Origin of the sequence: Pantoea sp. GD03673 (assembly GCF_029844725.1) — a bacterium.
Taxonomy (GTDB): domain Bacteria; phylum Pseudomonadota; class Gammaproteobacteria; order Enterobacterales; family Enterobacteriaceae; genus Pantoea.
In genome coordinates, this window is sequence record NZ_JAOCKJ010000006.1 from 159,131 (window position 1) to 175,721 (window position 16,591).

Sequence of the window (16,591 nt, forward strand, 5' to 3'; positions counted from 1 at the left end):
CCGGTGTTTACGCCAGCAGCGCTTTCGCTTTCGCGACAACGTTGTCGACGGTGAAGCCAAACAGTTCGAACAGCTGATCTGCAGGTGCTGATTCACCGAAGCTGGTCATGCCCACGATAGCGCCATTCAGGCCGGTGTATTTGAACCAGTAATCCGCGATGCCTGCTTCGATAGCGACGCGAGCGCTGACCGCTTTCGGCAGTACAGATTCGCGGTACGCATCGCTCTGCTTGTCGAACGCATCCGTTGACGGCATAGAGACCACGCGCACTTTGCGGCCTTCACTGGTGAGTTTGTCCCAGGCACCCACAGCCAGTTCAACTTCTGAACCGGTGGCGATCAGGATCAGCTCAGGCGTACCGTCGCAATCTTTCAGTACGTAGCCGCCGCGCGCCACGTCAGCCAGCTGTGCTGCGTCACGTTCCTGCTGCGCCAGGTTCTGACGGGAGAAGATCAGCGCAGTCGGGCCATCTTTACGCTCAATTGCATATTTCCACGCCACTGCCGATTCAACCTGGTCACACGGACGCCACAGGCTCATGTTTGGCGTGGTGCGCAGGCTCGCCATCTGTTCAACCGGCTGGTGCGTCGGGCCATCTTCGCCCAGACCGATAGAGTCGTGGGTGTAGACCATGATCTGACGGATCTTCATCAGTGCCGCCATACGCGCCGCATTACGCGCATATTCAACGAACATCAGGAAGGTGGCGGTGTAAGGCAGGAAGCCGCCATGCAGCGCCAGTCCGTTAGCGATGGCGGTCATACCAAACTCACGCACGCCGTAATGGATGTAGTTGCCTGCCGCGTCTTCGTTGATTGGTTTAGAGCCAGACCAGATAGTCAGGTTGCTCGGTGCCAGATCGGCTGAGCCGCCCAGGTACTCTGGCAGAATTTTACCAAAGGCTTCGATAGCATTCTGTGAGGCTTTACGGCTGGCGATCTTCGCCGGATTCGCCTGCAGCTGCTCAACGAACTTCTGCGACTCTTCCTGCCAGTTTGCTGGCAACTCGTTGCTGACGCGACGTTTGAATTCAGCGGCCAGTTCAGGGTGTGCCTGCGCATAAGCAGCGAATTTCTCATCCCACGCAGCTTCTTTCGCCTGGCCCGCTTCTTTCGCGTCCCACTCCGCGTAGATTTCAGAAGGAATAACGAAAGGTGCGTGGTTCCAGCCCAGCTGTTTGCGGGTCAGTGCCACTTCGTCATCACCCAGCGGTGCGCCGTGTGAATCATGGGTGCCCGCTTTGTTCGGTGAACCAAAGCCGATCACGGTTTTGCACATCAGCAGTGAAGGCTTGTCGCTGACGCTTTTCGCTTCGTCGATCGCCTTCGCAATTGCATCCGCATCGTGACCATCAACGCCGCGCACCACGTGCCAGCCGTAAGCTTCAAAGCGCTTCGCGGTGTCATCGGTGAACCAGCCATCGATGTGACCGTCGATGGAGATACCGTTGTCATCATAGAAGGCAACCAGTTTACCCAGCTTCAGCGTACCGGCGAGTGAGCAGACTTCATGCGAAATACCTTCCATCATGCAGCCATCACCCATGAAGACATAGGTGTTGTGGTCTACGATGTCATGACCCGGACGGTTGAACTGTGCAGCCAGCGTGCGCTCAGCAATGGCGAAGCCCACGGCGTTAGCGATGCCCTGCCCCAGCGGACCGGTGGTGGTTTCAACACCTGCGGTGTAGCCATATTCCGGGTGACCTGGAGTTTTAGAGTGCAGCTGGCGGAAGTTTTCCAGTTCGCTCATTGGCAGATCGTAGCCGGTCAGGTGCAGCAGGCTGTAGATCAGCATTGAGCCGTGACCGTTAGAGAGGACGAAACGGTCGCGGTCAGCCCACAGTGGGTTGGTTGGGTTATGGTTCAGGTAGCCGCGCCAGAGTACTTCAGCGATGTCCGCCATGCCCATTGGGGCACCCGGATGTCCCGATTTCGCTTTCTGTACTGCATCCATACTTAACGCACGAATGGCGTTGGCAAGCTCTTTACGAGAGGGCATTTTCTACTCCAGGTCGGATTAATGCTTCGCACCTTAACTTATTGTTATTAATGAGTTACCGGGCAAAACAAGGAAAAAGTTGCCCATCAATGTACATGAAAATCGGGGCAAAAGTACATGTTGTAAAACGCTAAATGTAACCGCTTCGTATGGCTTTTCGGGCCAACTCTGCTAGCAAAGTGCAGACTGGCACGCTATAACCAAATCGTTTATTCACCTGGCCCGGTTTCAGGTGTTTGTTTTTCTTACCTTGTTATGGATGGGATACAGCATGAAGATCAAAAAAATGGTGTTCGCTCTGGGTCTGACAACCCTGCTCGCAGGCTGTCAGGGTTTAGACAATAATGCGCTGATGCAGTCGGGTGCGCAGGCGTTTCAGGCCTACACCCTGAGCGACGATCAGGTTAAGCAACTGAGCGATAAATCCTGTGAACAGATGGACAAAGATAATCAGATTGCGCCTGCTAACAGTGAGTATCAGCAGCGCCTGAACAAGATCGCGGCCGCGCTGGGCGATAACATCAACGGCGTTCCGGCCAACTACAAGGTTTATCAAACCAAAGATGTCAACGCCTGGGCGATGGCAAACGGCTGTATCCGCGTTTACAGCGGCCTGATGGATATGATGACCGATAACGAAGTGGAAGGCGTACTGGGGCATGAGATGGGCCACGTGGCGTTAGGCCATACGCGCAAGGCGATGCAACTGGCGTATGCCACAACCGCAGCGCGGACGGCGGCCGCTTCTGTGGGGGGCGTAATCGGTTCACTGTCGCAGTCGCAGCTGGGTGAAATGGGCGAAAAACTGGTTAACGCGCAGTTCTCCCAGACTCAGGAGTCACAGGCTGATGACTACTCCTACGATCTGATGAAGAAGCGTAACATTAACCCGATGGGTCTGGTCACCAGCTTTGAGAAACTGGCGAAGCTGGAACAGGGCCGTCAGAGTTCGATGTTTGACTCCCACCCTGCTTCAGAAGCACGCGCTCAGCATATCCGCGATCGCATTGCTGCCGACGCGAAATAACGCTTAACACAGGCGCATGGCCCGGTTCAGGGCGATGCGCATGAGACATTTCAGCCGGGTTTAGCGCTTAAATATCTGGTCCACCATCGAGCCTAAATCGAGCTTGTTCTCGTGCAGTGACGCTTCATCCATGCGCCCCTGCGGTGACATCCTGTCAATCAGCTGCGGCAGGATAACGGCCAGCGTGCCTGCAGCACCCCTGACGTCTGTTCCCAGCTTGTCCGCCAGTGACTGCAGCTCCGCGTCACCGAAAGCAGAATGAATATCGCTGTGTGCTACCGGCTGATTAGTCCCGGTGCCAATCCACGAACCAAACACCTCACCCAGCCCGCCCTGCTGGAATTTTTGCAGCAGCACCTCAATGCCGCCCTGCTCCTGTACCCAGTGCCAGACCGCCTGCAGCTGTCCGGGCAAATGCCCGTCACTCTGGTTGCCCTGCAGCGCGCCCGCCAGTTCATCAAGAAAGCCCATGATTGCCTCCACATTGCGAATTGATATCTGTCAGTTTAGTTGCGAATGGGCGGTTACGCCTGAGGCGCGTGAGGTGTCGCAAGGGGAGAGGAAGTGCATGGACGTCGTGGTGGGTAGTGCGCCGCATCGGTCAGCGGCGCAAAGCCTGCCAGAGTGATCCGGCAGGCTTTACTGCGTATGAACGGAGATTAGCCTTTGTTCACGGCCTGTACATGCAGCATATCCAGCGCCAGCGTCGCCGCGGCCAGAGCCGTTAAATCTGCATGGTCGTAGCCTGGTGCCACTTCCACCAGGTCCATACCGACAATGTTCATGCCCTGCAGGCCACGAATCAGCTTGGTTGCTTTGTCTGTGGTCAGGCCACCAATGACCGGCGTGCCGGTGCCAGGCGCATGGGCCGGATCCAGACAGTCGATGTCGAAGGTCAGATAAACCGGCAGATCGCCGACGGTGCGTTTCACTTCAGCAAGAATATCGTCAACGCTGCGGTCATTGACCTGCGCGGCATCCAGCACGTTGAAACCCAGGCTCTTGTCGAATTCGGTACGGATACCGATCTGCACGGAGTGCTGTGGATCGATCAGACCCTCTTTCGGCGCGGTAAAGAACATGGTGCCGTGGTCAAACGTCGGGCCGTTGGAGTAGGTGTCGGTATGGGCATCAAAGTGAACCAGCGCCATCTTTCCGAAGTGCTTCGCATGGGCGCGCAGCAGGGGCAGCGTAACGTAATGATCGCCACCAAAGGTCATCATGCGTTTGCCACTGGCCAGCAGTTTTTCCGCATGGGCCTGTAATTTGTCGGAGAGATCCTGCGAGTCGCCGAAGGCGTAAACCAGATCGCCGCAATCGACAACGTTCAGACGCTGACGCAGATCGAAATCCCACGGCCAGCGGCAGCCTTCCCAGGCCAGATTTGTGGAGATCTGGCGAATCGCGCCCGGCCCCAGGCGGCTGCCCGGACGACCTGAAGTTGCGGCATCAAACGGCACACCGGTGATAACCCACTCGGCGTCGCTGTCGTAAGGCTGGAAATTCAGCGGAAAACGCATGAAACCAAAGGCGTTAGAAACCAGGGAGTTGTCGTACTGATTGCCAAGCGTGTTATACATAATTGCTCTCTCTATGTGCGTAAAGCGGGCCGGGCCCGCAAGCCATTAAGGTTGAGATGAAAAAAATCCCCTCCGTGTCGTTAGGCCCGACGAGGAAGGGATTGAGTGAGTCAGATTATCGACATAGTTAACGGCAACTGCAATATGCGATTGCGGGCTGCCGCGGCCGATTATTCATCTTCTAAATAGGTGTATCCGTAGAGGCCGCTCTCAAACTCTTCCAGGAACTGCGCACGCAGCTCGTCGTCGAGATCGGACGCCTGCACCTGGTTGCGGAACAGCGCCATCAGCTCGTTGGGATCAAGCTGCACGTATCGCAGCATGTCTGCCACGGTGTCACCTTCATCAGAAAGCTGCACTTCTACTTCACCATTTTCGCGTGCGTAGACATCCACCGCCTCGGTGTCACCGAACAGGTTGTGCATGTTGCCCAGGATTTCCTGATAAGCACCGACCATGAAGAAGCCCAGCATTGGCGGGTTATCAAGGTCATATTCCGGCATCGGCATGGTCGTCGCGATACCGTCACCATCCACATAGTGATCGATGGTGCCATCGGAGTCACAGGTGATGTCGAGCAGCACGGCACGGCGCTCCGGCTTCTTGTTCAGCCCTTCCAGCGGCAGCACCGGGAACAGCTGATCGATACCCCACGCATCCGGCATTGACTGGAACAGCGAGAAGTTAACGTAGATCTTATCCGCCATCCGCTCCTGCAGTTCGTCGATGATCGGACGGTGCGCACGGTTGCTGGGATCAAGATGCTGCTGAATGTAGTGACAGATGCTCAGGTAGAGCTGTTCAGCCCAGGAGCGCTGCTTGAGATCGTAGGTGCCGGACGAGTAGCCGGTATGGATATCAAACAGGTCCATCTGGCTGTCATGCAGCCATTCACGCAGCGAACGGCGCGTGTTCGGCTCGTGCATCTCCTGCCAGGTTTCCCACATGCTGAGGATTGGACGCGGTGCATCCACATCCGGCGTTTCGGGTTCGCTGAACTCGTTACGTTCCACGCCGATGATGTTGGAGACCAGCACCGTGTGGTGCGCGGTCACGGCACGACCCGACTCGGTGATCACCGTCGGATGGTCAAGACCGTGCTCATCACAGGCCGCGCCAATCGCCCAGATAACGTTGTTGGCGTACTCATTCAGGCCATAGTTCACTGAGCAGTCAGACTGCGAGCGCGTTCCTTCGTAGTCGACACCCAGACCGCCGCCGACGTCGAAACACTTGATGTTGACGCCCAGCTTCGCCAGTTCAACGTAGAAGCGTGCCGACTCACGCACACCGGTCGCGATGTCGCGGATGTTAGACATCTGCGACCCCAGATGGAAGTGCAGCAGCTGCAGACTGTCGATGCGACCCGCTTCACGCATGATCTCAACCAGTTTCAGCACCTGGGTAGCGGAGAGGCCAAACTTCGACTTTTCGCCGCCGCTCGACTGCCATTTACCGGAGCCCTGTGAAGCCAGACGCGCACGGATACCAAGACGCGGCACCACATTCAGACGCTCCGCCTCTTCCAGCACCAGCCGCACTTCGGTCATCTTCTCCAGCACCAGATAGACCTTGTGACCCATCTTCTCGCCGATCAGTGCCAGACGAATATATTCGCGGTCTTTATAGCCGTTACAGACGATCACCGAGCGGGTCTGTCCGGCATGAGCCAGGACGGCCATCAGCTCTGCTTTCGAGCCAGCTTCCAGTCCCAGCGGCTCGCCGCAGTGGATGAGCGACTCAATGACGCGTTTGTGCTGGTTAACTTTAATCGGATAAACCAGGAAGTAGTCGCCTTTGTAACCATAGGACTCACGCGCACGTTTAAAGGCCGCGTTGATCGAGCGCAGACGATGCTGCAGGATCTGCGGGAAGCAGAACAAGGCGGGCAGACGCTGCCCCTGTGCTTCGCGCTCTTTCACCAGGCGGGCTAAATCGACGCGGACATCCGGGCGATCCGGATCGGGGCAGACACTGATGTGGCCCAGTTCGTTTACGTCGTAATAGTTGTTGCCCCACCAGGCGATGTTGTACGTGCGCAACATTTTGCTCGCATCCTGATCGTTCATTGCAACCTCCTGCATGGAGCGGAGTGTACCCTGTTCGCCAGCTGACGAACCTTTGATATTCTTCATGTCGTCAGACATCGCGAACCTCAATTTTCCGTTGAAAGATGAAACTGTTAACCGGCTTTATGGCCGCTAATCTGAAAACCTGTTGCCACATTAAACGCACTGTCCTGTTCTCCTGACGTTGCCGTCAGCGCGATTCACGCATGAGAGTTAAGTGTAAAACACCCTGGCCATCTCCGTTAAAACAGAGAACATTTAACCGATCAGTATTGACCATGGATAATCTGCGTCGTTCCGCTGCGCGGGCGCAGGGAAGAGACAAAACCGATCGGGCAGAGATAAAGATTAGCCGGCGCCTGTGTCGGTAAAATTACCGCATCGGCAGGAAAGAGAAACAGATGGGAAGCAGGAGAGACCCAGCGCCACGCCGCAGCGCAGAGAACCGGAAGAAGAAAAAGCGTGGTTCATTACTTGTATCACCTCCGCATATGCCAGGGGCACATGGAAAACAACCTGGGTGAAAGCCAGATCAGAGTCCGACAGGCGCGACGCAAACAGCGGCGTCATCCTTGCTGCTGCTATCGAAGCAGCGGCATTTTATACAGTTTACAGCCGGTAAATGCAAAAAGATTATCCGGGAATTGCGTGAAGTGTCAGCAAATTATGTCGATAACGATAACAGGTTAAATGCTGAAACAGAAAAAGGGCTGGTAATTGGTTTATCCTCTATCCTAAAATAGCCGTCCAGATGGTTTTCCATCTAAACAGGTTACTATCCAGGCGGTGTTGGCCCGTTGTGCTGACACATCCTCACTGCTCGCGGCTTTGCCTGAAGGGGCGTCAGGTCAGACAACCTCACTGGCGCTATGCAGTCGTACTCAAACCATATTTAAGGTAAAGAACAGAATGGCTAAACACCTTTTTACGTCCGAGTCCGTATCAGAAGGACATCCCGATAAAATCGCCGACCAGATCTCCGATGCTGTGCTGGATGCGATCCTTGAACAGGATCCTAAAGCGCGCGTGGCCTGCGAAACTTACGTTAAAACCGGTATGGTGCTGGTTGGCGGTGAAATCACCACCAGCGCCTGGGTCGATATCGAAGAGATCACCCGCAACACCGTACGTGAAATCGGCTATGTTCATTCCGATATGGGCTTTGATGCCAACTCCTGCGCGGTATTAAGCGCGATTGGTAAACAGTCTCAGGATATCAATCAGGGCGTTGACCGCACCGATCCGCTGGAACAGGGCGCGGGCGACCAGGGCCTGATGTTCGGCTATGCCACCAACGAGACAGACGTTCTGATGCCTGCGCCGGTGACCTATGCGCACCGTCTGGTCCAGCGTCAGGCTGAAGTCCGTAAAAACGGTACGCTGCCGTGGCTGCGTCCGGATGCCAAAAGCCAGGTCACTTTCCAGTATGACGATGGCAAAATCGTCGGCATCGATGCCGTTGTGCTCTCCACCCAGCACGCTGAATCCATCAGTCAGAAAGATCTGCAGGAAGCGGTGATGGAAGAGATCATCAAGCCGGTTCTGCCAGCAGAGTGGCTGAGCGCCTCAACCAAATATCACATCAACCCAACCGGTCGCTTTGTGATCGGCGGCCCGATGGGCGATTGCGGTCTGACCGGTCGTAAAATTATCGTGGACACCTACGGCGGCATGGCACGTCATGGCGGCGGTGCGTTCTCGGGTAAAGATCCATCCAAAGTTGACCGCTCTGCAGCCTATGCAGCGCGTTACGTGGCGAAAAACATCGTGGCGGCGGGTCTGGCTGACCGTTGTGAAATCCAGGTGTCCTACGCTATCGGCGTCGCTGAACCGACCTCTATCATGGTGGAAACCTTCGGCACCGAGAAAATCTCTACCGAACAGCTCACCCTGCTGGTCCGCGAATTCTTCGACCTGCGTCCATATGGTCTGATTCAGATGCTGGATCTGCTGCACCCAATCTATAAAGAGACCGCTGCTTACGGTCACTTTGGTCGTGAACATTTCCCATGGGAAAAAACCGACAAAGCTGCGCTGCTGCGTGAAGCCGCTGGCCTGTAACGAAAGCCGCTGTTGATGAAAACCCTGCCCGTGTGGCGGGGTTTTTTATTGCCTTTTCCGCCCCATTGCTGACCGGAGAATGCTCTCTTCCGCACGCATGCTGAACGCCGGACCCGCGCTGTCGCTGGCGACCGACTGAGGGGTTAAAAACAAATCTGCCTGGCCTCTCCTTCACGCTGCAGCAAACTTTCAGTTCTCAGCTACACTTCTTTTCGCTTTTTCTGACAACAAAATGTTAACGATTACAAATTGAAATGCTTTGTATTTCTGGCATTTAGGAATTAACGCACGTGGTTATTATGCTGAAAATGCGTTATTTTCAGCGTCGTCTGATAGCCATTAAACAGAGCATTGTCAGAAACTTAATGAGTGCTATACCTCACTGGTTAATTAATCTTTCCGGGAAAAATATGCTGAATTTCAGGGTTTCAGCGTGTGTAAGCGATTACACTGATGTGATCAGCCTCACTTTTTTCCCGCAAAAGGTTTTTTAACATTGATAAAAACAATGATGGATAAACCTGGAGGCTACAATGCCTGGCAATACACACAAAAGCAGAACTTCAAATAAGGCGATGACCTTATTTGTCTGCTTTCTGGCGGCCCTTGCGGGACTGCTGTTCGGTCTGGATATCGGCGTTATCGCCGGTGCTCTGCCGTTTATCGCAAAGGACTTTAACGTTACCCCTCATCAGCAGGAGTGGATCGTCAGTTCCATGATGTTTGGTGCGGCGGTGGGTGCTATCGGCAGCGGCTGGATGTCATCCCGTCTGGGGCGTAAAAAAAGCCTGATGGCCGGTGCAATTCTGTTTGTTATCGGTTCACTCTGGTCGGCAATGTCGCCAAACCCGGAAATGCTGATCAGCGCCCGCGTTCTGCTGGGTCTGGCAGTGGGTATCGCCTCTTACACCGCCCCGCTCTATCTTTCTGAGATCGCGCCGGAAAAAATTCGCGGCAGTATGATTTCGCTTTACCAGCTGATGATCACCATCGGTATTCTGGGTGCTTACCTGTCTGATACCGCCTTCAGCTTTACCGGCAACTGGCGCTGGATGCTGGGCATCATCACCATCCCGGCCCTGCTGCTGCTGATCGGTGTGTTCTTCCTGCCAAACAGCCCACGCTGGCTGGCGGCGCGAGGCAACTTCCGCGATGCACAACGCGTGCTGGATCGTCTGCGTGACACCAGTGAGCAGGCAAAACGTGAGCTGGAAGAGATTCGTGAAAGCCTGAAGATCAAACAGTCTGGCTGGGGTCTGTTCACCAGCAGCAGCCACTTCCGTCGTGCGGTCTATCTCGGCATCCTGTTGCAGGTCATGCAGCAGTTTACCGGCATGAACGTCATCATGTATTACGCGCCAAAAATCTTTGAAATCGCGGGCTTCGCCAACACCACTCAGCAGATGTGGGGCACAGTGATTGTCGGTCTGGTCAACGTACTGGCGACCTTTATCGCCATTGGTCTGGTGGATCGCTGGGGGCGTAAACCTACCCTGATTCTGGGCTTTATGGTGATGGCAGCCGGTATGGGCGTGCTGGGTACGATGCTGCACTTTGGCATCCACTCGCAGGGCGCACAGTACTTTGCTGTGGGTATGCTGCTGATGTTTATCGTTGGCTTTGCCATGTCAGCCGGTCCGTTGATCTGGGTACTCTGTTCCGAGATTCAGCCGCTGAAAGGCCGCGATTTTGGTATCACCGTATCCACCACCACCAACTGGATCGCCAACATGATCGTGGGTGCAACCTTCCTGACGATGCTGAATACGCTGGGCAACGCGAACACCTTCTGGGTCTACGCACTGCTTAACCTGTTCTTCATTCTGCTGACGCTGATGCTGATCCCTGAGACCAAAAACGTCTCGCTGGAGCACATCGAGCGTAATCTGATGGCCGGTAAAAAACTGCGCGACATCGGTTCACGCGACTAACATTACGCGGCAAAAAACGCGGTAAAAAAAACGGCGGGGTTTCTCTGGAAACCCCGCCGTTTTTATTGGTTCAATGCATCCCTAAAGGGTATTCACTCGCCTTACCGGCAGCGACCGCCCTAAACAACAGAGCGCCAGCGCCATGATGAAAATGGTGGCGGTCTGATTGTAAGGCAGTACCGAGTCGGTCAGGCCGCAGATAAACAGTGCCAGCACTGGCAGCGCCGCACCGCGCAAATCGCACTTCTTCAGCCAGCCAGCCAGTACAGCCAAGTAGAGCAGCGCCAGAGATAACATTCCCACCCAGCCCTGCAGCGTTGTCACCTCCAGAAACTCGTTGTGCATGTTGTACTTAACGTTGGTGTAGCCTTCAACATTCTGAGGATAGTGAGCCGTGATGAACTGACGCGCCTCGGTGGTACGCGCATCCGGCGTGGCAAACCCGCCATGATGCTCAATAAAGTTAACCGCCCCGCTCCAGATAGCCACACGTGCGCCCAGCGAGGTCGAGCTGTTTGAGCCATAGTTCTCAATATCCTGAACCCCCTCTACCCAGCGGTTACTGGTCATCAGGATCAGCACCGCCAGCACACCCACCAGCAGTGCGCTAATGCGCCAGTTTGTCAGCAGCGTCAGCCGCCAGGTCTGCAACAGGAACAGAAGCCCCACGGCAATCAGCGCAATCAGCGTCACGCGGGTGCCACAGAGGTAGAGCAGGGCAAAAGTCACAGCCAGCACAGCGATATCGGCAATCTTCCAGTATGCGTGCGTCTCGTAACGGCTCAGCCACAGCCAGGCACAGTAGATAAACAGAATCATGTAAGAGGACATGGACGCCGCTTCGGTGGTGAGCTTGATGCGGATATTCTCGGTGTAGAGGTGCTCATGAATGCCGAAGCCCAGCGTAATCAGCAGCCCCACCAGGATTAACACTTTCCCTGCGCGCAGCGTGATCACAGAGACCCGGTTGCCGTAAATCGCCAGGCTGAGCAGCACAAAGGCTCCCAGCAACAGCCGCTTCGCCCCCAGCAGATAGTTGCCGATATTGGTGATGGCATCGTTTGAGGGGGCGGTCTCAATCCCCTTCGTGTGGATGGCCCAGAACAAACGGATCAGCGCAAAGACAATCAGCACAGCAAAGAGGGCGATATAAAAACCGTTCTCTTTAAAGTCCCCCCGCCTGCGTATCACGCCATACAACACGGATGCGACGGAGAGATAAGAGACCAGATAGAATATTTTTTGCGGCAGGCCGGTAACAAACATATTCAGCGACAGCGCCAGACAGAGCGCAATAACTGAAAAATTAACCATTAACGTTAACCCATTGCGTCTGGCTTCATTCGTCATGCTTAACCTCGGTCAGGCGGTTAAACGCACTCATCAGGTGCTTCATATAATTTTCCTCATAAAAACCGGTGATGCTCGCTTTGATAACCTGATGCTCGGGGAAGTGAAAATCCCCGCTCATGGCGTTGAGAATAGCGGCAAGCGCCATGCTGTCATTGGTGGGGTAGAGTTGACCATTAAGACCGTTCTGAATAATTTCCGCCGGGCCGCTGACGCAGTCAGATGAAACGCAGTAAACCCCCCGCGACATCGCCTCCAGCAGGATCAGCGGAAAGCCTTCGAAGTTAGAGGTCATGAGCAGGCAGGTCACCTGTTTAATATGGCGGCTGACATACTCCCAGGCGTTCTCCTGCCACCCATGCCAGGTAATACGATCCTGAATTCCCAGTTGTGCCACGTAATGCTGACACTGGGTCAGATCTTCCCCGTCACCGACAATGTCCAGCGTCCAGGGTGCATCCAGCTGCTGCAGGGCATCAAACAGATCTTTAAGCTGTTTCTGCCGCTGAAAATGGACGCGACCAATGTAGAGAAACCTCAGCGCCTGGGGTCTGCCGATAACTACGTCATTGCGCCGGATTGGGTTATAGATGACGTCAACGTCCGTCGCGCGTACGCCTGACTCCACCAGCTGCTCTTTAATTTGATTACTGATGGCAAAATGATGATCGGCCCGCAGCAGATAATGGGGACGGTAGCGTTCCCGCGGTGGCAGGTGCATCCAGCTCGACAACACGATTTTACGTCCTGAGAGCGTAATGGCCCGGCGCGCCATCAGGCAGGGGATAGTGTTAAGGGTCAGAACATGATCGGGCTGGTAGCGACGAAAGAAGGCGGCCATTCTCAGCGTGTGAATAAAATTTTTTATTTTCTTATTTCGTAGCGTGCAGACGCTTTCTGCCAGCACAGCGTTAGCGGTCCAGGCACGGGAGTGGCTCTCTTCTCCGCTGTTGATAATAAACAGCCCTGCTTCCGTTTCGGGTTCCGCATTCAGGGCGGTGATCAACTGGCAGGTCACATTCTCCATACCACCACGGCCTGCCATGAGATCGGTAACCAGCACAATACGCTGCTTCCTGATGTTATTATTTTTCATTGCGTTGTCCGTACACTATGCCTTCCGCTTCTGATCCATTCACTCTGCAGTGAACCGTCTTAACAGGATATTCTAAAAAAGGCCGTAACAATATTTAATCCAGAAATTTCAGCCAATAGCAGGGGCACTTCAGACCGCATGCCTGCAGTGGATCGTCAGAGTGAAACTGGCGGATGAGTATAGTCGCTGTGCGGCCGTTTTCGCGGGTAACGTTGAGTTCCTGGGCGGCGGCGATTATTCTGAGCGCCATGAAAACACCTCGTCTCCCCATTGCCCTGCAGCAGGCTGTGATGCGCTCACTGCGCCAGTCGCTTGCGCGTGCCAATCAGGCACTGAAAACGCATTACCCGGAACCGACGCTGCTCTATCAGCAGCGGGGTACGGCGGCGGGCACCGCATGGCTGGCGGCCTGGGAGATCCGCATCAATCCGGTGCTGCTGCTGGAAAACCAGCAGGCGTTTATTGATGAAGTGGTGCCGCACGAGCTGGCGCATCTGCTGGTGTGGAAACAGTTTGGTCGCGTTGCACCGCACGGCAAAGAGTGGAAGTGGATGATGGAGCAGGTGCTGGGCGTTCCGGCACGACGCACCCATCAGTTTGAAATCGCCTCCGTGCGCAGCAACACCTTTGCTTACCGCTGTCAGTGCCAGCAGCATCAGCTCACGGTTCGTCGCCACAATCGGGTGCTGCGTAAAGAGAGTGAATATCGCTGTGTGCACTGCGGCAGCCTGCTTACCGCAGGCGAGTTTGTTGCATCCTGAGAACACGTCCCATTCCGCCCTATTCCTCATTCTGTTAACCTGCCGCCCTTTTTCGTACCAGGAAGAATTCAGTAATATGTCTCGCATACTAAGTCTGGCCGTTGCGCTGCTGTTTGCCCCTGCCGCTGACGCCCTCAATCTGAACAACTATCATCAAAATAACTTCCAGCAGGCCAAAACCTTTGCGGCAGCGATCAACGCTGATGCGCCGGGCTCTTTTTATTGCGGCTGTAAGATTCAGTGGCAGGGCAAAAAGGGCATTCCCGATCTCAACAGCTGTGGCTATCAGGTGCGCAAAAACGCCAGTCGCGCCGGGCGCATTGAGTGGGAACATGTCATGCCGGCCTGGGAGTTTGGCCATCAGCGCCAGTGCTGGCAGGACGGTGGTCGCAAAAACTGCAGCAAGGACCCCGACTATCGCCGCATCGAAACTGATTTGCATAACCTTCAGCCCGCCGTGGGTGAAGTGAATGGCGACCGTGGTAACTTCGCCTACAGTCAATGGAACGGCAGCGAGAAGCAGTACGGCCAGTGTGAGATGAAGATCGACTTTAAACTTAAACAGGCAGAGCCCCCCGCGCGTGCGCGCGGTGCCATTGCACGCACCTATTTCTATATGCGCGACCAGTATCATCTGCGCATTTCGCGCCAGCAGACGCAGCTGTTTACCGTCTGGAACAGGCTCTATCCCGTAACGATTTGGGAATGCGAACGCGACCAGCGTATTGCAAAGGTTCAGGGCAATCACAATCCTTATGTGCAGCAGGCTTGCCAGCATTAAAATCCCTGCCCTACACTAGCTCTTTTTCCATGACGCCGCTGCAGCGCGGCGTCCGGTCTCAGGAATCTTATGCGCATACCTCGCATCTACCACGCCGGGCCAGTAGACATCGGCAGTGAAATTACCCTGGATGAAGATGCATCCAATCATGTGGGCCGGGTACTCCGGATGACGCCAGGCCAGCGTCTGGAACTCTTTGATGGCACTAATCTGACTTTTGCAGCAGAGATCACGCATGTTGATAAAAAGCGTGTAAAAGTATCGGTCACAGAGAGCCAGCCGGACGATCGCGAGTCACCCTTACATCTGCATTTAGGTCAGGTGATGTCGCGCGGTGAAAAAATGGAGTTCACTATCCAGAAATCGATCGAACTGGGCGTGAATGTCATTACACCGTTGTTTTCCGAGCGCTGTGGCGTAAAGCTTGATGCTGAGCGTCTGGCAAAGAAGATTCAGCAGTGGCAGAAAATTGCTATTGCCGCCTGCGAGCAGTGTGGCCGTAATCGCGTGCCGGAGATTCGTGACGCGATGACGCTGGAAGCCTGGTGTGCAGAGGCCGACAGCGGCCTGAAGCTCAACCTGCACCCCCGTGCCAGCCACAGCATCAACACGCTGCCACAGCCTGTTGAGCGGGTACGACTGCTGATTGGCCCTGAAGGCGGCTTGTCTGCGGACGAGATTGCGATGACGGCGCAGCACGACTTTACTGACATTCTGCTTGGCCCACGGGTCTTGCGTACCGAAACCACCGCGCTGACGGCCATTACGGCACTTCAGGTGAGGTTTGGCGACCTGGGTTAAGCGATACTTTCAGCGGAAAGAGCGCAGGCATGATGTCCTGACCGATCGGCCCACTGCAGACCGAACCAGACGAGGCGGCAAATGCCGCCTTACCGAGGAGATAATAATGATTAAACTTGGCATCGTGATGGACCCTATTTCGTCCATCAATATTAAAAAAGACTCCAGCTTCGCCATGCTGCTGGAAGCACAGCGCCGTGGTTACGAAATTCACTACATGGAGATGCACGATCTCTCCATGCGTGGTGGCGTCGCGTCTGCCCGCACCCGCCTGCTGAGTGTTGAGCAGAACCCTGACAACTGGTATCAGTTTGGCAGTGAGCAGGTGATCCCGCTGGCTGACCTCAACGTGGTGCTGATGCGTAAAGATCCGCCATTCGACACCGAGTTCATCTATGCGACCTACATTCTGGAACGCGCTGAAGAGCTGGGCACGCTGATCGTTAACAAACCGCAGAGCCTGCGTGACTGTAACGAAAAGCTCTACACCGCCTGGTTTGCTGAGTTCACGCCTGACACCCTGGTGACCCGCAGCAAAGCGCAGCTGCGCGCATTCTGGCAGGAACATGGCGACATCATCATGAAGCCGCTGGATGGCATGGGCGGGGCGTCAATCTTCCGCGTGAAGAAAGACGACCCTAATTTTGGCGTTATTACCGAAACCCTGACCGAGCATGAGAGCCGTTTCTGTATGGCGCAGAACTACATTGCGGCGATTAAAGAAGGCGACAAACGCGTGCTGGTTGTGGATGGCGAGCCCGTGCCTTACTGCCTGGCGCGTATCCCGCAGGGCGGTGAAACCCGGGGTAATCTCGCCGCCGGTGGTCGCGGTGAAGCGCGTGCGCTGAGCGAAAGCGACTGGGAAATTGCACGCCGTGTTGGCCCGACGCTGAAAGCAAAAGGACTGATTTTTGTCGGTCTGGACATCATCGGTGATAAACTGACTGAAGTTAACGTGACCAGCCCAACCTGCATTCGTGAAATTGAGGCTGCGTTCCCGATCTCCATCACCGGCATGTTGATGGATGCCATTGAGAAGCGCCTGGGCTGAGCAAGAAGCCGGGGCGTGGCTCCGTGATCAACCCAATACCGGTGCGGCCATAGCGTGCCGGTTATTTTTTGGTACATCGTG

Annotated in this window: 14 protein-coding genes; 7 read left to right on the forward strand and 7 right to left on the reverse strand. The window is 55.0% G+C overall.

Features of this window, described 5'->3' with window-relative positions; genetic code table 11:
• Nucleotides 1–7 precede the first annotated feature (7 nt).
• Nucleotides 8–2,002, reverse strand: coding sequence for a transketolase (tkt, locus tag N5J69_RS13200; RefSeq protein WP_279770890.1), 1,995 nt, complete (start codon nucleotides 2,000–2,002; stop codon nucleotides 8–10).
• A 271-nt stretch (nucleotides 2,003–2,273) separates the two neighbouring features.
• Between tkt and N5J69_RS13205 the strand changes: the two genes are divergently transcribed.
• Complete coding sequence (locus N5J69_RS13205) at nucleotides 2,274–3,029, forward strand: M48 family metallopeptidase (protein ID WP_279770891.1); 756 nt, start codon at nucleotides 2,274–2,276, stop codon at nucleotides 3,027–3,029.
• Nucleotides 3,030–3,089: 60 nt separating this feature from the next.
• On the opposite strand, the gene N5J69_RS13210 is transcribed toward N5J69_RS13205, so the two are convergent.
• The 4 genes from N5J69_RS13210 to N5J69_RS13225 all read right to left on the reverse strand — a co-directional run bounded on the left by N5J69_RS13210 (nucleotide 3,090) and on the right by N5J69_RS13225 (nucleotide 7,248).
• Nucleotides 3,090–3,500, reverse strand: coding sequence for a YidB family protein (locus N5J69_RS13210; protein WP_279770892.1), 411 nt, complete (start codon nucleotides 3,498–3,500; stop codon nucleotides 3,090–3,092).
• Nucleotides 3,501–3,688: 188 nt separating this feature from the next.
• On the reverse strand, nucleotides 3,689–4,609 hold the full coding sequence (gene speB, locus N5J69_RS13215; RefSeq protein ID WP_279770894.1) for an agmatinase: 921 nt from the start codon (nucleotides 4,607–4,609) through the stop codon (nucleotides 3,689–3,691).
• A gap of 170 nt (nucleotides 4,610–4,779) precedes the next feature.
• The gene (gene speA / locus N5J69_RS13220; RefSeq protein ID WP_279770895.1) at nucleotides 4,780–6,756 is read right to left on the reverse strand and encodes a biosynthetic arginine decarboxylase; all 1,977 of its coding nucleotides are present in this window, start codon (nucleotides 6,754–6,756) and stop codon (nucleotides 4,780–4,782) included.
• Between the two features lie 270 nt (nucleotides 6,757–7,026).
• The gene (locus tag N5J69_RS13225; RefSeq protein WP_279770897.1) at nucleotides 7,027–7,248 is read right to left on the reverse strand and encodes a hypothetical protein; all 222 of its coding nucleotides are present in this window, start codon (nucleotides 7,246–7,248) and stop codon (nucleotides 7,027–7,029) included.
• 339 nt (nucleotides 7,249–7,587) lie between these two features.
• Here N5J69_RS13225 and metK point away from each other — a divergent pair, with 339 nt between their 5' ends.
• Together metK and N5J69_RS13235 are read left to right on the forward strand one after the other, a co-directional pair.
• Nucleotides 7,588–8,739 carry a methionine adenosyltransferase gene (metK, locus tag N5J69_RS13230; protein ID WP_279770898.1) on the forward strand — a complete coding sequence of 384 codons (1,152 nt, stop codon included), beginning with the start codon at nucleotides 7,588–7,590 and terminating at the stop codon, nucleotides 8,737–8,739.
• Nucleotides 8,740–9,272: 533 nt separating this feature from the next.
• Nucleotides 9,273–10,670, forward strand: a complete 1,398-nt coding sequence (locus tag N5J69_RS13235; protein ID WP_279770899.1) for a sugar porter family MFS transporter — start codon at nucleotides 9,273–9,275, stop codon at nucleotides 10,668–10,670.
• An 81-nt stretch (nucleotides 10,671–10,751) separates the two neighbouring features.
• Here N5J69_RS13235 and N5J69_RS13240 read toward each other — a convergent pair whose 3' ends face one another.
• Both N5J69_RS13240 and N5J69_RS13245 read right to left on the reverse strand, forming a co-directional pair.
• Nucleotides 10,752–11,984, reverse strand: a complete 1,233-nt coding sequence (locus N5J69_RS13240) for an O-antigen ligase family protein (protein WP_279770900.1) — start codon at nucleotides 11,982–11,984, stop codon at nucleotides 10,752–10,754.
• Between the two features lie 25 nt (nucleotides 11,985–12,009).
• Complete coding sequence (locus N5J69_RS13245; protein ID WP_279770902.1) at nucleotides 12,010–13,116, reverse strand: glycosyltransferase; 1,107 nt, start codon at nucleotides 13,114–13,116, stop codon at nucleotides 12,010–12,012.
• Between the two features lie 248 nt (nucleotides 13,117–13,364).
• On the opposite strand from N5J69_RS13245, the gene N5J69_RS13250 reads away from it, so the two are divergent.
• The 4 genes from N5J69_RS13250 (at nucleotide 13,365) to gshB (ending at nucleotide 16,510) form a co-directional block, all read left to right on the forward strand.
• On the forward strand, nucleotides 13,365–13,877 hold the full coding sequence (locus N5J69_RS13250) for a SprT family zinc-dependent metalloprotease (RefSeq protein ID WP_279771218.1): 513 nt from the start codon (nucleotides 13,365–13,367) through the stop codon (nucleotides 13,875–13,877).
• A gap of 76 nt (nucleotides 13,878–13,953) precedes the next feature.
• Nucleotides 13,954–14,658, forward strand: a complete 705-nt coding sequence (gene endA / locus N5J69_RS13255; RefSeq protein WP_279770904.1) for a deoxyribonuclease I — start codon at nucleotides 13,954–13,956, stop codon at nucleotides 14,656–14,658.
• A 69-nt stretch (nucleotides 14,659–14,727) separates the two neighbouring features.
• Nucleotides 14,728–15,459 carry a 16S rRNA (uracil(1498)-N(3))-methyltransferase gene (gene rsmE / locus N5J69_RS13260; protein ID WP_279770906.1) on the forward strand — a complete coding sequence of 244 codons (732 nt, stop codon included), beginning with the start codon at nucleotides 14,728–14,730 and terminating at the stop codon, nucleotides 15,457–15,459.
• A 106-nt stretch (nucleotides 15,460–15,565) separates the two neighbouring features.
• Nucleotides 15,566–16,510 carry a glutathione synthase gene (gene gshB, locus N5J69_RS13265; protein ID WP_279770907.1) on the forward strand — a complete coding sequence of 315 codons (945 nt, stop codon included), beginning with the start codon at nucleotides 15,566–15,568 and terminating at the stop codon, nucleotides 16,508–16,510.
• The last annotated feature ends 81 nt before the right edge of the window (nucleotides 16,511–16,591 follow it).

Bases quoted from the DNA above. Each gene is read 5' to 3' on its own strand.
- endA (WP_279770904.1), top strand. From the start codon at position 13,954: ATGTCTCGCATACTAAGTCTGGCCGTTGCGCTGCTGTTTGCCCCTGCC.
- N5J69_RS13245 (WP_279770902.1), bottom strand. From the start codon at position 13,116: ATGAAAAATAATAACATCAGGAAGCAGCGTATTGTGCTGGTTACCGAT.
- N5J69_RS13240 (WP_279770900.1), bottom strand. From the start codon at position 11,984: ATGGTTAATTTTTCAGTTATTGCGCTCTGTCTGGCGCTGTCGCTGAAT.
- N5J69_RS13250 (WP_279771218.1), top strand. From the start codon at position 13,365: ATGAAAACACCTCGTCTCCCCATTGCCCTGCAGCAGGCTGTGATGCGC.
- gshB (WP_279770907.1), top strand. From the start codon at position 15,566: ATGATTAAACTTGGCATCGTGATGGACCCTATTTCGTCCATCAATATT.
- N5J69_RS13225 (WP_279770897.1), bottom strand. From the start codon at position 7,248: ATGACGCCGCTGTTTGCGTCGCGCCTGTCGGACTCTGATCTGGCTTTC.
- N5J69_RS13210 (WP_279770892.1), bottom strand. From the start codon at position 3,500: ATGGGCTTTCTTGATGAACTGGCGGGCGCGCTGCAGGGCAACCAGAGT.
- tkt (WP_279770890.1), bottom strand. From the start codon at position 2,002: ATGCCCTCTCGTAAAGAGCTTGCCAACGCCATTCGTGCGTTAAGTATG.
- rsmE (WP_279770906.1), top strand. From the start codon at position 14,728: ATGCGCATACCTCGCATCTACCACGCCGGGCCAGTAGACATCGGCAGT.
- speA (WP_279770895.1), bottom strand. From the start codon at position 6,756: ATGTCTGACGACATGAAGAATATCAAAGGTTCGTCAGCTGGCGAACAG.
- N5J69_RS13235 (WP_279770899.1), top strand. From the start codon at position 9,273: ATGCCTGGCAATACACACAAAAGCAGAACTTCAAATAAGGCGATGACC.
- speB (WP_279770894.1), bottom strand. From the start codon at position 4,609: ATGTATAACACGCTTGGCAATCAGTACGACAACTCCCTGGTTTCTAAC.
- metK (WP_279770898.1), top strand. From the start codon at position 7,588: ATGGCTAAACACCTTTTTACGTCCGAGTCCGTATCAGAAGGACATCCC.
- N5J69_RS13205 (WP_279770891.1), top strand. From the start codon at position 2,274: ATGAAGATCAAAAAAATGGTGTTCGCTCTGGGTCTGACAACCCTGCTC.